Source organism: [Empedobacter] haloabium (assembly GCA_008011715.2).
GTDB classification, from domain to species: Bacteria; Pseudomonadota; Gammaproteobacteria; order Burkholderiales; family Burkholderiaceae_D; genus Rugamonas; species Rugamonas haloabia.
On sequence record CP136508.1, the window covers coordinates 4,255,262 to 4,268,977 of the forward strand.

Sequence of the window (13,716 nt, forward strand, 5' to 3'; positions counted from 1 at the left end):
GTTTATCCGAGGGCGGCGTGGTTGCGGTGCATGACCACGACGTTCTGCTCGGCGTTTTTCTGTCTCTGCTGGTCGACCAGGTCCTGCAGCGAGACCGAGTCCAGGTAGTCGACCATCTTTTCGTTCAGCGTGGCCCACAGCTCGTGGGTCATGCAGCGGGCGCCGGTGGCGTGGTCGGCGCCATGGCAGTTTTCCTTGCCGCCGCATTGCGTCGCATCGAGCGGCTCATCGACGGCGATGATGATGTCGGCCACCGTCACCTTGTCGGCGCGGCGGGCCAGGCTGTAGCCGCCGCCCGGACCGCGGATCGACTCCACGATCTCGTGCCGGCGCAGCTTGCCGAACAGCTGTTCCAGGTAGGACAGCGATATGGCCTGGCGCTGGCTGATGCCAGAGAGCGTGACGGGACCCTTGCCCTGGCGCATGGCCAGGTCAATCATCGCAGTCACGGCAAAACGGCCTTTGGTAGTCAGACGCATCACAACCTCGGTTGAGTTCAGACGAGCTCAAGTGAACTGTTGAATTCGGGTAAAAACTCGTGCTCGGCAACCAATCAAAACCTGATTAGTTGATCGATTTAGTCAAGTATAACAGAGTCCTGAAAGGCTTGCCGGAGACGGCCAAGAAGGGGAGGCGCCGGGGACAGGCACCCTCGGGCTTACTCAAGCCCAACGCGCGATTATATCGGAATCCGCCGATGCCTGCAGCCGTCAGCCCCGCCCCAGCAGGTCATGGGCATCCAGGATGGCAAAGGCGATCTCGGGACGGCTTTCCAGGCAGCGCCGGATGGCGGCGGGAATGGCCTGGCGCGTCTTGCGGCACAGGCCGGGCACGGTGGCGATGTCGATGACGAAGCTGCGCACGGTGCGCACTTCGTTCGGGCCCGGTGCGATCGTCACGCGGATGCCCAGTTGCTCCTCCAGGCGCTGGCCGATGCGCAGCAGCTCGGCATAGCTGGCGATGGCCTCGATGCGCTCGATCAGCCGCTTTTCCTCTTCCCTGGTCAGGCGCAGCACGCGCAGGTCGGCCTGCGGATCGTCCAGCAACAGCTCGCGGCGGCAGTCGCAGGCGCCGGGCGGGCACTCCTTGCGTATCGGAAATGGCAGCGTGGACGGCGGCGTCAGCATGGCATCGAAAGGATGATCTGGCGTGAGAAAATCGAGTATCCCGCCGGGGCCAGGCCTTGTCAAACGTACACGACAATAACGGCGCTGGACAACGCGCCGGGAAATGTCATGTTTGACATTCCTGTTGCAGAGTTGCCACGAGGATTGCATTTCGATAAATGAATCGTGTTACACTTTCCGGCGAGCAAAAGCCGCTTCCGTCCTGACCACGATCCCATGTCCACTTCCATCGCGCACGCTGCCGTGCCGCTGTCCCGCTTCCTTTGCCTGCGCGGCATGGGGGCGCACGCGCGCGCCCGGGTCATGCGCGCCTTGGCGTGCGCGCTGGCGGGATGGCTGGCCATCGTGCTGCCGCTGGCCGCGGCGGTCGCGCCGGAGGGTGCGCCGACCGACCGCCGGGTGCTGGTGCTGTATTCGCTCGGCGCCGATTCCGTCTCGGTCTGGCAGCGGCTGGTGCACAAGGGCGTGTACGAAGAACTGGGACGCAACAACTGGGCCGTCGGCCCCGGCATTTTCGAGGAGCGCTTCGATGCCAACCGCGTCGGCGAGGGTGCCGCGCGCGCCGCCATGGCGCCCTACCTGCGCAGCAAATACGTGGACGTGAAGCTGGACGCCGTGATCGCCGAGAACCAGGTCGCGACCCGCTTCCTCAACGACCATCCGGACCTGTTCCCCGGCGTGCCGCGCTACTACGTCAACCACGGCCGCCACGACTGGCAGCCGGACGACGGCACCGGACTCGAAGTGCAACCCGACTTCGCCCGTGCCATCGGCATCATTCCGCAGGTCGCGCCGTGGGTGCGCAAGATCGTCGTCATCGGCGACCAGTCGCCGCGCGTGCGCCAGTGGCTGGCCGACGTGCGCGTGGCCGCCGCGCCGCACGAAGGCCGCATCGCCTTCGAATACCACGACCGCGACACGTTCGCCCAGCTGGAGACGCTGGTGGCGGGCCTGGACCGGCGCACCGCCGTGTTCCTGCTGCCAACGGGCCAGGACCCCAGCGGCGCGCGCATGCCGCCGCCCGCGCTGGCGCGCCGGCTGGCCGCGGCCAGCAATGCGCCGATCTTCACCAGCCTGCAGTCGCTGGTGCTGCCGGGGATCGTGGGCGGCTATGTCGTCAGCGGCGAACGCATCGGCCGCGTGATCGCCCGCATCATGCTGGGCCAGCCGGCCGACATGGGCAACGTGCAGGGCTACCATTTCGACCACCCCACCGTGCGCCGCTTCGGCCTGGGGGCGATCCCGCCCGAGGCCACGCTGGTCAACCGGCCCGACAATATCTGGGACCTGTATCGCTGGCAGATCATCGCCGGGCTGACCCTGATCGTCGTGCAGGGCGCGCTGATCACGGCACTCGTCGTGGCCCTGCGCGACCGCCGCCGCACGCTGGCCGACCTGCACGACGAGCGCAACAACCTGGAAGACCGCGTGCTGCAGCGTACGCTGGAACTGCTGATGGCGAACACCAAGCTGGAGCAGCTGGCCACGACCGACCCGCTGACGGGCATCGCCAACCGGCGCAAGATGACGGACGCCATCGCGGCCGAGCTGGAACGGGCGCGCCGCTTCCAGCACCCGCTGGCGCTGCTGATGGTCGACATCGACCACTTCAAGCGCATCAACGACACGTTCGGCCATGACGTGGGCGACCGCGCCATCGTGGCGATGGCCAACCTGCTGACGGCGTCCTTGCGCACGATCGACATGGCGGCCCGCTTCGGCGGCGAGGAATTCGTCGTGCTGATGCCGGAGACCGACGAGGCCGTGGCCGCCGTCGCGGCCGAGCGCCTGCGCGAGGCGGCCAGCGCCATCCGGCTGCCGGCCGGCGACGGCAGCGACGTCGTGCTGACGGTGACGATCGGCGTGGCCGCCGCGCGCGCGGACGATTCGCCGTCGGCCCTGCTGGTCAGGGCCGACAAGGCGCTCTACCGCGGCAAGAAATCCGGGCGCAACCGCGTGATCCGCGCCACGCAGCCCTGCGATATCCTGCCTTGATGCGCCTGCCCTGACCCTCGCGCCGGTCGGACTTACTCGGCGTCCGGTTGGGCCGACGGGTGGGCCGCCTGGAACGCCGGGATGTCGGCGCAGGTGGCGTGAATGCGCGCGACGTTCGGGTACGGCGCCAGGTCGATATTGAAGCGCTGCGCGTTGAACACCTGCGGCACCAGGCAGCAGTCGGCCAGCGTGGGCGTGTCGCCATGGCAGAAGCGTCCGGTCTCTCCCTGCGCCAGCAAGGCTTCCAGCGTCGCCAGCCCCGCCCCGGTCCAGTGGCGGTACCAGTCCGTCTTGGCGTCCTCGCCCAGGCCCAGCGGCCCGATCAGGTGCTGCAGCACGCGCAGGTTGGTCAGCGGGTGCGTGTCCGCCGCGATGGTCAGCGCCAGCGCGCGCACGCGCGCCCGGCCCGCCGCGTCCTGCGGCAGCAAGGGCATCACCGGATGCATCTCTTCCAGGTACTCGATGATGGCCAGCGATTGCGTCAGCGTGACGTCGCCATCGATCAGCGCGGGAATCAGGCCGCCCGGATTGACGGCCCGGTAGGCCGGCTGGCGCTGCTCGCCGCCGCCGCGCAGCAGGTGCACCGGTACCGCGTCGTAGGCCAGGCCCTTCAGGTTCAGCGCGATGCGCACGCGGTACGCGGCCGAGCTGCGGAAGTAGGTGTACAGCTTCATGCCTGGCCTTTTTCGCCGTAGGGCCGCACCACCTGGTCGATGCTGCCGAAGATGCTGTGGCCGGCCGCGTCCTGCATCGCGATGCGCACGCTGTCGCCGAACTTCAGGAACGGCGTCTTCGGCGCGCCACCTTCGATGGTCTCGTACATGCGCACTTCGGCCAGGCAGCAATAGCCCACGCCGCCGTTTTCCACCGACGAGCCATGCAGGCTGCCCTGCTTGTTCGACACGGTGCCGGAGCCGATGATCGTGCCGGCGCCCAGCTCGCGCGTCGTGGCCGCATGCGCCACCAGCTGGGCGAAGCTGAACGTCATGTCCTCGCCGGCATTCGGGCGGCCGAACGGCTTGCCGTTCAGGTCGACGTTCAGCGGCAGGCGCAGCTTGTTGTCCTGCCAGTGCGCGCCCAGCTCGTCGGGCGTGACGGCAACGGGTGAGAACGCGCTGGCCGGCTTCGACTGGAAGAAGCCGAAGCCCTTGGCCAGCTCGTTCGGGATCAGGTTGCGCAGCGAGACGTCGTTGACCAGCATGACCAGGCGGATGGCGCGCGCGGCCAGTTCCGGCGTGGCGCCCATCGGCACGTCGCCGGTGACCACCGCCACTTCCGCTTCCAGGTCGATGCCCCACTCTTCCGACAGCGCGTAGATCGGGTCGCGCGGACCGACGAAGCTGTCCGAGCCGCCCTGGTACATCAGCGGGTCGGTGTAGAACGAGGCCGGCACTTCCGCGTTGCGCGCCTTGCGCACCAGCTCCACGTGGTTGATGTAGGCCGAGCCGTCGGCCCACTGGTAAGCGCGCGGCAGCGGCGAGTGGCAGGCCGCCTCGTCGAATGGCTGGGCGCCGGCCGCGTCGCCGGCGTTCAGCGCGGCATAGGCGCGCTCGAGCTGGGGCGCGACGTTGTCCCAGTCGTCCAATGCGGCCTGCAGGGTGGCGGCGATGGCGGGAACGGGCTGGCACAGGCGCAGGTCGCGGCTGACGACGACCAGCTGGCCGTCGCGCTTGCCGTTTTTCAGGGTCGCTAATTTCATCGAAGTGTCCGTAAATGAGGTGCCGCTATTAAGCCCCCTGCGCGGCTATTACACAAACGATATTTTTGCCGCGATTTATCATACATTTCAATAAATCCCCGTCGCATCCGGTCGCGCGAACGGCTTCGTGGCAAGCGGTCGGCGCGCGCCGCGCAAGGCCGCCGCTCACGCCTCCAGTTTGAGGAACAGCTCCGGGTCCGGTGCGAAATTGGCGTACAGCGGCAGCAGCGCGCCGCCCAGGGCGCGGGCATCGGAACCGATGATGCCCGCATGCACCGGCGGGCGCTGCACGCCCTCCCAGTTGTAGCGCTCCAGCGCCTCGCCGAGCGCCGCCATCAGCAGTTCGAGCAGCGCACGGCTGCACGAGCCGTCGACGATCACCCCTTCCGGATCGAGCATGCAGCTGGCGCTGGTGACCACCATCGCGATCGCCCCCGCCGCCTGGCTGGCCCAGCGCACGCTGTACTCGGCCCAGGGGGCCTGGGTGGCGCGCTCGTCGTAGGCCGCCGCCGGGTCCAGTCCCGCCGCCTGGTACAGCCGCTCCAGCCCCAGCAACGAGGCAGTCGACAGCAGTTGCGCTGGCGCGCCGCCGCCCGGCGCCGCCACGCCCACCGGCAGCGAACCGATCGCGCCGGCGTTGCCGTGCAGGCCGGCATACAGGTTGCTGTCGATGACCAGTCCGCCGCCGATGAAGGTATCGACGAACAGGTACAGAAAACTCTTGATGCTGCGCCCCCGGCCAGCCACCAGTTCGGCCACGCAGGCGGCGGCCGTATCTTTTGCGAACATCACCGGCAGCCCGGTATCGGCCTCGATGCGACGGGCGATGTCGAGCTGCCGCCAGCTGCTGCCCTGCGCTGGCGCCACCCCCATCAATTCCTGCCAGCTGTCCAGCGACAGCGGTGCCGCCACGCCGATGCCGAGGATGCGGCTGCGCAAGTCCGGTGCCAGTGCGGCCTGCATCGCGCGGACCTGCTCCGCGATCGCCTGGAACACCGTATCCGGTGCGGGAAACGCATAGGCCTCTGAGTAACGCATGCGCACCGTGTTGGCGAAATCGAGCAGCAACACGTCCAGGCTGCGGCGGCCGATCTTGACGCCGATCGAAAACGCGCCATCGGGGCGCAAGGCGATCGGCACCGACGGCTGGCCGATCTTGCCGCGCAAGGGCTCGAGCTTCATGACCAGGCCGTCGTCGTGCAGGCGCGCGATGATCAGCGCCACCGTCTGCGTGCTCAAGGTGGTGAGCCGCGCCAGATCGGCCTTCGGCAGGCTGCCATGCAGGCGGATCGCCTGCAGCACGACGCGCTCGTTGAACTGGCGCATGCCGGTCTGGTTCGATCCACGCGGACGTAGATTGTCGGCGACCGCCTCCTGCGAGATGGCGGCGGAGCGGGGTGATTGCTGCATAGGTACGGCTCCTGCGTGGCGCGATGAGTGATGGTCTGGCAAGACGCGAGTCTGCACGAACGGCCCAGGGTTGGCAATGTCGGGGCAGCCAGCGGACCAGCACGGCGGCAACGGCACAAATGCCGAGCTTGCTGTTGTTGCAACGCGACGCTGGAGCCCGGCGACTAAATAAGAGAACTTGATTTATTAATTACAGCGGCATATATTTTGGTCAGCGCTTGCGCGCACTGCCCGGCTCGATCCGGGCAGCCCCTACAAAAACCAGGAGACCCGCATGACCGCAAAGCACAGGCTCGCCATGGCCCTGATCGCCTCCCTCGCCGCTACTGCCAGCGCCGCCGGCGAACCCGTCGTCGGCCTGATCACCAAGACCGAAATCAATCCCTTTTTCGTCAAGATGAAGGAAGGCGCGCAGCGCGCCGCCAAGCTGCAAGGCGCCAGGTTGCTGACCGGTGCCGGCAAGTCCGATGGCGACAATGCCGGCCAGATCGCCGCGATCGAGAACATGATCGCGGCTGGCGCCAGGGCGATCCTGATCACCCCCAGCGATTCGAAAGCCATCGTGCCGGCGCTCAAGCGGGCGCGCGACCAGGGTGTGATGGTGATCGCGCTCGACAGCCCCACCGACCCGGCCAATGCCACCGACGCCCTGTTCGCCACCGATAACTACAAGGCTGGCCTGCTGATCGGTCAGTACGCGAAGGCGGCGCTGGCCGGCAAGGCGGCGAAGATCGCCACCATCGACCTGTTCCCGGGCCACCCCGTCGGCATCGCCCGGCACAACGGCTTCCTGGCGGGCTACGGCGCGGCCGGGATCGGGCCGAAGACGGTGGAACTGGCGAAAAGTCCCGATGTCGTCTGCATGGCCGACAGCTTCGGCGACCAGGGCAAGGGGCAGACCGCGATGGAAAACTGCCTGCAGAAAAATCCCCACATCAACCTCGTCTACGCCATCAACGAGCCGGCCGCGGCCGGTGTGTACAAGGCGCTCAAGGCGGCCGGCAAGGAAAAGGACGTGCTGATCGTCTCCGTCGATGGCGGCTGCGCCGGTGTGCGCGACGTCAAGGCCGGCGTGATCGCGGCCACCGCGCAGCAGTACCCGCTGAAGATGGCCGGGCTGGCAGTCGAGGCCGGCGTCACCTATGCCCGCACCGGCAAGAAGGCCAGCGGCTATGTCGATACCGGCGTCACCCTGGTCACCGACCGGAAGATGGCGGGCGTGGACAGCCGCGACACCGCCTTCGGCCTTGGCGCCTGCTGGGGCAAGTAACCGTGGGGCGGCGCGCCGCCCTCCTCCGATCTCGCTATAGGAATCCCATGAACGCCCAACCGAATCCCGCGCTGGCGCCCGTCGCGCCGCCCTCCACCCCGGCCACGCCGCCGGCTCGCCAAGCGCGCTGGCAGGATGTGCTGCCACCGGCCGCCATCCTCGGCCCTTCGATCGCCCTGCTGGCCGCCGTGATCTTCTTCGCGACCCAGTCCGAGCGTTTCCTGACCGGACAGAATTTTTCGCTGATCCTGCAGCAGGTCATGGTGGTCGGCGTGATCGCCATCGGCCAGACCCTGATCATCCTGACGGCCGGCATCGACCTCTCCTGCGGCATGGCGATGGCGCTCGGTTCCGTGGTGCTGACCAAGTTCGCCGTCGACCACGGCATGGATCCCTACGCCGCGGTGGCATGCGGCATGGCGGTGTGCGTGCTGATCGGCTATGTCAACGGCGCGCTGGTCACGTCGATCAAGCTGCCGCCGTTCATCGTCACGCTCGGCACGATGAATATCGCCTTCGCCATCACGCAGATCTATTCGCAGGCCCAGACCGTCACGGGCCTGCCGGAAGCCATGACGTTCTTCGGCAATACCTTCCGCATCGGTGCGACCAGCATCACCTACGGCACCGTGCTGATGCTGGGCCTGTACCTGCTGACCTGGCTGTTCCTGCGTGAGACCGCGCCGGGACGGCACGTCTACGCGGTCGGCAACAACCCCGAGGCGGCGCGCCTGACCGGCATCGCCACCTCGCGCGTGCTGGTCGGCGTATACATGGTCGCCGGCCTGTTTTACGGCATCGCCGCGCTGCTGTCGGTGGCGCGCATGGGCGTGGGCGACCCGCAGGGCGGCCAGACCGACAACCTCGACAGCATCACCGCCGTGGTCCTGGGCGGCACCAGCCTGTTCGGCGGACGCGGCTCGGTCGTCGGCACACTGATCGGCGTACTGATCGTCGGCGTGTTCCGCAACGGCCTGACCTTGATGGGCGTGCCCTCGGTCTACCAGATCCTGGTGACCGGCATCCTCGTCATCCTGGCGGTCGCCACCGATCAACTGACGCACAAGAAGGGCTGAACCATGACCACGCACGTATTGGAAGCGCGCGGCCTCGTCAAACGCTATGGCGGCGTGACCGCGCTGGACGGTACCGATTTCGACTTGCGCGCGGGCGAGATCCTGGCCGTCATCGGCGACAACGGCGCCGGCAAGTCCTCGCTGATCAAGGCATTGTCCGGTGCCGTCGTGCCCGACGAGGGCCACCTGCGCCTGGACGGCGAACTGGTGCACTTCAAGTCGCCGATCGACGCACGCCGCCATGGCATCGAAACGGTCTACCAGGACCTGGCCGTGGCGCCGGCGATGACGATCGCGGAAAACCTGTTCCTGGGGCGCGAAATCCTGCGTCCCGGCCTGCTGGGCAAGTGGCTGCGCCTGATCGACAAGAAGCGCATGCTGGCCGAGGCGGTCGGCCACATGCAGGACCTGAAGATCGGCATCCGCTCGATGCAGCAGGCCGTCGGCACCCTGTCCGGCGGCCAGCGCCAGGGCGTGGCGGTGGCGCGCAGCACGGCGTTCGCGAAACACGTCGTGATCCTGGACGAACCGACCGCCGCGCTGGGCGTCAAGGAAGGCAATATGGTGCTGGAACTGATCCGGCGCGTGCGCGACCGCGGCCTGCCCGTCATCCTCATCAGCCACAACATGCCGCACGTGTTCGAGATCGCCGACCGGATCCACATCCAGCGCCTGGGCAAGCGCGTCGCGGTCGTCAATCCGAAGCACATCAGCATGTCCGACACCGTTGCCGTCATGACCGGCGCCAAGGACCCACGCGAGCTGCCGGAGCTGGCCCATGCTTAAAGGCCTCGATCCCCTGCTCAGCCCCGAGCTGCTGAAGGTGTTGGCGGAAATGGGCCATGGCGACGCGGTCGCCGTCGTCGACGCCAACTTCACGGCGATGACGCTGGCGCGCGGCAAGCGCGTGATCCGGCTGCCTGGCGTCGGCCTGGAACGGGCCTGCGCCGCCGTATTGTCGGTGCTGCCGCTCGACCTGCCCGGCCAGCCCGTCGCCTTCATGGCCGTGTGCGACCGGCCGGCCGATTACCGTTCGGCGCTGCAAGGCGAGGTGATCGCGCTGTGCCACGCAGGCGGTGGCGCGGCGCCGGCCCGGTGCGAAGCGGTCGAGCGCTTCGCCTTCTACGAGCAGGTCAAGCAGGCGTATGCGGTCGTCCAGACCGGCGAATTGCAGCCGTATGCCAATTTCCTGTTCCGCAAGGGGGTGCTGACTGGGCCGGCGGACAGCCGATGACGCCGGACGGTGCCTGGCTGCGCCCGTGCGGCTCGAGCCCGAGCGGCATGAGCCATTTCAACGAGCGCGTGCTGCTGCAGGCGATCCGCCTGAACGGCGAATTGCCGCAGGCCGACCTGGCGCGCGTGACCCGGCTCAGCACGCAGGCCGTGGCGCTGATCGTGCGCCGGCTCGCGGCCCAGGGCCTGGTCGCCAGGGGCGCGCCGCGGCGCGGCCGGGTCGGCCAGCCATCCGTGCCGATCGTGCTCGATCCGGACGGGGCCTATTTTATCGGTGTGAAAATCGGGCGCCGCGGCGTCGATCTGTTGCTGGTCGATTTTGCCGGCCAGGTGCGGGCCCGCGATTCGATCGGCTACCGCTATCCCGATCCGGAACTGCTGTTCGGGCAGATCGACGCCGGCCTGCGGGGCTTGCGCGGGCAGCTCGGGCCGCGCCAGGCGGCGCGCCTGCGCGGCATCGGTGTCGCCGCGCCGCTGAGCCTGGGCGGCTGGCAAAGCCTGTTGAATGGCGATGCGCAACAGGCCGGCCGCTGGAACCGGATCGATATCCGCGCCCGGGTACAAGCGTGCAGCGCGGTCCCGGTCGTGTTCGCCAAGGACACGGTGGCCGCCTGCGTGGCCGAGCTGGTGGCCGGGCACGGCCGCAGCCTGCGCAGCTTCGTGTACATCTTCGTCGGCACCTTCATCGGCGGCGCGCTGGTCCTCGACAGCAGCGTGCATGCCGGGCTGACCGGCAACGCCGGCGCGCTGGGGTCCATGCCGCTGGCACGCGGCGACAACGCCGCCGTGCCGGCCCAACTGCTCAGCACGGCATCGCTGTTCGCGCTGGAGCGACGCTACGCCGCCGCCGGCCTGGACGAGCGGGCCGCCCATGATGCGCGCGCGCTGCAGCGGCCCTGGCTGGCGCATACGGAAGCGTGGCTCGAGGACGCGGCGCGCGCGATCGCGTTGGCGACATGCAATGCGGCCTGCCTGGTCGACCTCGGCCATGTCGTGCTCGACGGTTCCGCCCATCCCGCGCTGCTGGGGCGCCTGCTCGAACGCAGCACGCGGGCCCTGTCGCACTATCGCTGGGACGGCGTGCGCCAGCCCACGCTGCTGGGCGGCATGGTCGGCGCCGACGCGCGAGCCGTGGGCGCGGCGCTGCTGCCGCTGCACGCCCATTTCGCGCCCGACCGCGAGCTGTTTTTGAAGATCCTGAGCGCGGCCGCGTAGCCGCTGCTCACGACTATTTTTGGACAACCGGCCGCCACGGCGGCCGATATCAGGAGACATGAAATGGTAGTGACATTCGGCGAAGCATTGGTCGACATGATAGAAATGCCGGACGGCCGCTTTGCCGCGGCGCTGGGCGGTGCGGTGTGCAATTTCGCGATCGCCGCGGCGCGGCAGGGGCTGGACGTGACGTATCTGAACCCACTGTCGCAGGACAGCTTCGGCCAGCGCTTCGTCAACCTGCTCGAACAGGAACGCGTGCACCTGCCCGGCGCCGTGCGCAGCGCCAGCCCCACGTCGCTGGCCATCGTGACGCTGGACGCCAGCGGCTCGCCCAGCTATGCGTTCCACCGCGAGCGTGTGGCCGACCGGGACATCACGCCGGCGCGGGCGCGCGCGGCACTGCCGTCCGGCATGCGCCTGTTCCATACGGGCGGGCTGGCGCTGGTGCCGGACGAGATCGACGCGACGCTGGAGGTCATCCAGGCCGCGGCGGCGGCCGGTGCGCTGGTCTCGGTCGATGCCAACCTGCGCCCGCTGGCGTGCGCCGACCTGCCGGGCTACGCCGCCGGCGTGCGCCGCGCGCTGGCGCGGGCCCACCTGATCAAGGTCAGCGAGGAAGACCTGCACCACCTCGGCTATGAGGGCGTGGCGCCGCTGGCGGCCGCGCGCACGTTGCTCGACACGGTGGACGCGCAGCTGATCGCGTTGACGCTGGGGGCGCAGGGCGCCGTGCTGCTGTCGCGCCGCGCCTGCGTCACGCTGGCCGCGCCCGCGGGCATCGAGGTCATGGACACCGTCGGCTGTGGCGACAGTTTCCTGGCCGGGCTGGTGAGCAGCCTGGCCGCCGGCGGCAAGCTGTCGGTCGCCGCGCTGGCCGATGCCGATGCGGCCGTGCTGGGGCCGGCGCTGCGCCATGCCGTCGCCACCGCCAGCCTGAATGCGATGCGCGTCGGTTGCCAGCCGCCCGAGGCGGCCGACGTCGCGCTCTACCTGCAATCGGGCGCGGTGGCGCAGCCTTCGTAGCCTTCAGGGTGGCGCGATGGGATATCATAGAAAGGGTCTCTCAACAGCCATTTATCAGTATCTTCAATGAATCCTACCCTGCGCCAGATGCGTGCCCTGGTCGCCGTCGCCCGCACCGGCAGCTTTACGCAGGCGGCGGCGCTGCTGCACCTGACACAGTCGGCCCTGTCCGGCCAGATCAAGGAACTGGAGACGCTGCTGGGCGTAAAGGTGGTGGAACGCAGCACGCGGCGCGTCGAGCTGTCCGACGTCGGGCGTGAGCTGGTGCCGCTGTTCGACAAGATGCTGCAGGACCTGGACGGCGCGCTGGCCGACATCGCCAGCCGCAAGGCATTGCGCCGTGGCGTGGTGCGGGTGGCGGCGCCGCAGATGATGGCCTGCACGCTGCTGCCGCAGGCCATCGCCGCCTACCGCGCCCAGTATCCGGACATCCAGGTGCTGCTGGTCGATTGCCCGGTCGACAACGTGGCGCAGCGGGTGTTCAGCGGCGAGGTGGACATCGGCGTGGGACCGGAGCGCGACGCGCTGCCCGACATCGAGGCGCAGCTGCTGTTCGAGATGCCGTTCGTCGCCGTCTGCCCGCCCGGCCATGCGCTGGCCGCGCAGGAGACGGTGCGCTGGGCGGACCTGGGCCGCCATCCGTTCATCGCCTTGCAGGGCCAGTTCACGGAACGCCTGCTGCGCGACATGAAGCGCGGCAGCCTGGCCGACCCGCTGCACCCGTACAGCGAAGTGACGTTCATGACAACGGCGCTGGCGCTGGTCGCGGCCGGCCAGGGCGTGACGGCCTGCCTGCCGTACGCCGCGCCGATGGTGCGCCTGCACGGGCTGGAGATGCGGCCGCTGATCGAACCCGAGCTGACGCGCAAGTTCCATATCCATACCAAGACCACGCGCTCGCCGTCGCCGGCGGCAGCCAGCTTTGCCGCGTTCCTGGCGCGGTTCGTGCAGCGCCCCGGCCTATAATCGCGGTTCCGTCACTTCCCGGTTCGCCCATGTCGCACAACACCATCGAGATCAACCGCGCGATGGATCGATTCGACGGTCACCACAGCGTGTGGCTGTTCGGCTACGGCTCCCTGATCTGGAAAGCCGATTTCCCCTACCTGGAGCGCAGGAGCGCCAGCATCGCCGGCTGGACGCGCCGTTTCTGGCAAGGCTCGCACGACCATCGCGGCACGCCCGAAGCGCCGGGCCGCGTCGCCACGATCGTCCCTTGCGAAGGCGCCATCTGTCACGGCATGGCGTATCTGGTCACGCCGGAGGAGTTCGCCCACCTGGACCATCGGGAAAAGAACGGCTACCTGCGCGTGGCCATCGACATCCGTTTCGACGACGGCGGTGTCGAGGAAGGCCTGGTCTACGTGGCGCGGCACGACAACGCGGCCTACCTGGGCGAAGCTTCCGAGCTGGAGATCGCGCGCCACATCGCCGCCGCGCGCGGGCCGAGCGGGCCGAATGCGGAGTACCTGCTGCACCTGGCACAGGCGCTCAGGGAGCTGGGGCATCGGGATGAGCATGTGTTTGCGATCGAGGATTACCTTGTCGAACTGAGTCGGTCGCGTTGATGACCCATGGTGTCAGGCACCTGTTTGCGAGTCTCCGACTCGCAAACAGGTGCCTGACACCGGGGGTTTCTACCACCGTCCCGAAACCGCGAGCGAT

At 68.4% G+C, this 13,716-nt stretch carries 14 protein-coding genes; 9 read left to right on the forward strand and 5 right to left on the reverse strand.

Annotated features, from left to right (window positions below; all coding sequences use genetic code 11):
- Positions 1 to 2: 2 nt before the first annotated feature.
- Both iscR and E7V67_018585 read right to left on the reverse strand, forming a co-directional pair.
- On the reverse strand, positions 3 to 479 hold the full coding sequence (gene iscR / locus E7V67_018580; GenBank protein WUR11696.1) for a Fe-S cluster assembly transcriptional regulator IscR: 477 nt from the start codon (positions 477 to 479) through the stop codon (positions 3 to 5).
- A gap of 231 nt (positions 480 to 710) precedes the next feature.
- A complete protein-coding gene (locus tag E7V67_018585; protein ID WUR11697.1) occupies positions 711 to 1,127 on the reverse strand; it encodes a hypothetical protein in 417 nt (138 codons plus the stop codon).
- Between the two features lie 216 nt (positions 1,128 to 1,343).
- On the opposite strand from E7V67_018585, the gene E7V67_018590 reads away from it, so the two are divergent.
- Positions 1,344 to 3,122 carry a GGDEF domain-containing protein gene (locus tag E7V67_018590; GenBank protein ID WUR11698.1) on the forward strand — a complete coding sequence of 593 codons (1,779 nt, stop codon included), beginning with the start codon at positions 1,344 to 1,346 and terminating at the stop codon, positions 3,120 to 3,122.
- 32 nt (positions 3,123 to 3,154) lie between these two features.
- Here the strand turns inward: E7V67_018590 and maiA are convergent, their stop codons facing one another.
- From maiA to E7V67_018605, 3 genes are all read right to left on the reverse strand, one after another.
- Complete coding sequence (gene maiA, locus E7V67_018595; GenBank protein ID WUR11699.1) at positions 3,155 to 3,796, reverse strand: maleylacetoacetate isomerase; 642 nt, start codon at positions 3,794 to 3,796, stop codon at positions 3,155 to 3,157.
- A complete protein-coding gene (locus E7V67_018600) occupies positions 3,793 to 4,821 on the reverse strand; it encodes a fumarylacetoacetate hydrolase family protein (GenBank protein WUR11700.1) in 1,029 nt (342 codons plus the stop codon). The genes maiA and E7V67_018600 overlap by 4 nt, the downstream gene beginning before the upstream one ends.
- 165 nt (positions 4,822 to 4,986) lie before the next feature.
- Positions 4,987 to 6,231 (reverse strand): ROK family transcriptional regulator, encoded by a 1,245-nt coding sequence (locus tag E7V67_018605; GenBank protein ID WUR11701.1) that lies wholly within the window; start codon positions 6,229 to 6,231, stop codon positions 4,987 to 4,989.
- A 274-nt stretch (positions 6,232 to 6,505) separates the two neighbouring features.
- Here E7V67_018605 and E7V67_018610 point away from each other — a divergent pair, with 274 nt between their 5' ends.
- From E7V67_018610 to E7V67_018645, 8 genes are all read left to right on the forward strand, one after another.
- On the forward strand, positions 6,506 to 7,501 hold the full coding sequence (locus tag E7V67_018610) for a sugar ABC transporter substrate-binding protein (protein ID WUR11702.1): 996 nt from the start codon (positions 6,506 to 6,508) through the stop codon (positions 7,499 to 7,501).
- Positions 7,502 to 7,548: 47 nt separating this feature from the next.
- Entirely contained in the window at positions 7,549 to 8,577 is a 1,029-nt protein-coding gene (locus E7V67_018615; protein ID WUR11703.1) for an ABC transporter permease, read from the forward strand.
- Between the two features lie 3 nt (positions 8,578 to 8,580).
- Entirely contained in the window at positions 8,581 to 9,363 is a 783-nt protein-coding gene (locus E7V67_018620) for an ATP-binding cassette domain-containing protein (protein WUR11704.1), read from the forward strand.
- A complete protein-coding gene (locus E7V67_018625; protein WUR11705.1) occupies positions 9,356 to 9,811 on the forward strand; it encodes an RbsD/FucU domain-containing protein in 456 nt (151 codons plus the stop codon). The genes E7V67_018620 and E7V67_018625 overlap by 8 nt, the downstream gene beginning before the upstream one ends.
- A complete protein-coding gene (locus E7V67_018630; GenBank protein WUR11706.1) occupies positions 9,808 to 11,025 on the forward strand; it encodes an ROK family transcriptional regulator in 1,218 nt (405 codons plus the stop codon). The genes E7V67_018625 and E7V67_018630 overlap by 4 nt, the downstream gene beginning before the upstream one ends.
- A 63-nt stretch (positions 11,026 to 11,088) precedes the next feature.
- A complete protein-coding gene (locus tag E7V67_018635; protein ID WUR11707.1) occupies positions 11,089 to 12,051 on the forward strand; it encodes a PfkB family carbohydrate kinase in 963 nt (320 codons plus the stop codon).
- A gap of 66 nt (positions 12,052 to 12,117) precedes the next feature.
- The gene (locus tag E7V67_018640) at positions 12,118 to 13,017 is read left to right on the forward strand and encodes a LysR family transcriptional regulator (protein ID WUR11708.1); all 900 of its coding nucleotides are present in this window, start codon (positions 12,118 to 12,120) and stop codon (positions 13,015 to 13,017) included.
- Between the two features lie 29 nt (positions 13,018 to 13,046).
- Positions 13,047 to 13,619, forward strand: a complete 573-nt coding sequence (locus E7V67_018645; protein WUR11709.1) for a gamma-glutamylcyclotransferase — start codon at positions 13,047 to 13,049, stop codon at positions 13,617 to 13,619.
- Positions 13,620 to 13,716 lie beyond the last annotated feature (97 nt).

Bases quoted from the DNA above. Each gene is read 5' to 3' on its own strand.
- maiA (WUR11699.1), bottom strand. From the start codon at position 3,796: ATGAAGCTGTACACCTACTTCCGCAGCTCGGCCGCGTACCGCGTGCGC.
- E7V67_018645 (WUR11709.1), top strand. From the start codon at position 13,047: ATGTCGCACAACACCATCGAGATCAACCGCGCGATGGATCGATTCGAC.
- E7V67_018600 (WUR11700.1), bottom strand. From the start codon at position 4,821: ATGAAATTAGCGACCCTGAAAAACGGCAAGCGCGACGGCCAGCTGGTC.
- E7V67_018615 (WUR11703.1), top strand. From the start codon at position 7,549: ATGAACGCCCAACCGAATCCCGCGCTGGCGCCCGTCGCGCCGCCCTCC.
- iscR (WUR11696.1), bottom strand. From the start codon at position 479: ATGCGTCTGACTACCAAAGGCCGTTTTGCCGTGACTGCGATGATTGAC.
- E7V67_018610 (WUR11702.1), top strand. From the start codon at position 6,506: ATGACCGCAAAGCACAGGCTCGCCATGGCCCTGATCGCCTCCCTCGCC.
- E7V67_018625 (WUR11705.1), top strand. From the start codon at position 9,356: ATGCTTAAAGGCCTCGATCCCCTGCTCAGCCCCGAGCTGCTGAAGGTG.
- E7V67_018605 (WUR11701.1), bottom strand. From the start codon at position 6,231: ATGCAGCAATCACCCCGCTCCGCCGCCATCTCGCAGGAGGCGGTCGCC.
- E7V67_018630 (WUR11706.1), top strand. From the start codon at position 9,808: ATGACGCCGGACGGTGCCTGGCTGCGCCCGTGCGGCTCGAGCCCGAGC.
- E7V67_018590 (WUR11698.1), top strand. From the start codon at position 1,344: ATGTCCACTTCCATCGCGCACGCTGCCGTGCCGCTGTCCCGCTTCCTT.
- E7V67_018585 (WUR11697.1), bottom strand. From the start codon at position 1,127: ATGCTGACGCCGCCGTCCACGCTGCCATTTCCGATACGCAAGGAGTGC.
- E7V67_018620 (WUR11704.1), top strand. From the start codon at position 8,581: ATGACCACGCACGTATTGGAAGCGCGCGGCCTCGTCAAACGCTATGGC.
- E7V67_018640 (WUR11708.1), top strand. From the start codon at position 12,118: ATGAATCCTACCCTGCGCCAGATGCGTGCCCTGGTCGCCGTCGCCCGC.
- E7V67_018635 (WUR11707.1), top strand. From the start codon at position 11,089: ATGGTAGTGACATTCGGCGAAGCATTGGTCGACATGATAGAAATGCCG.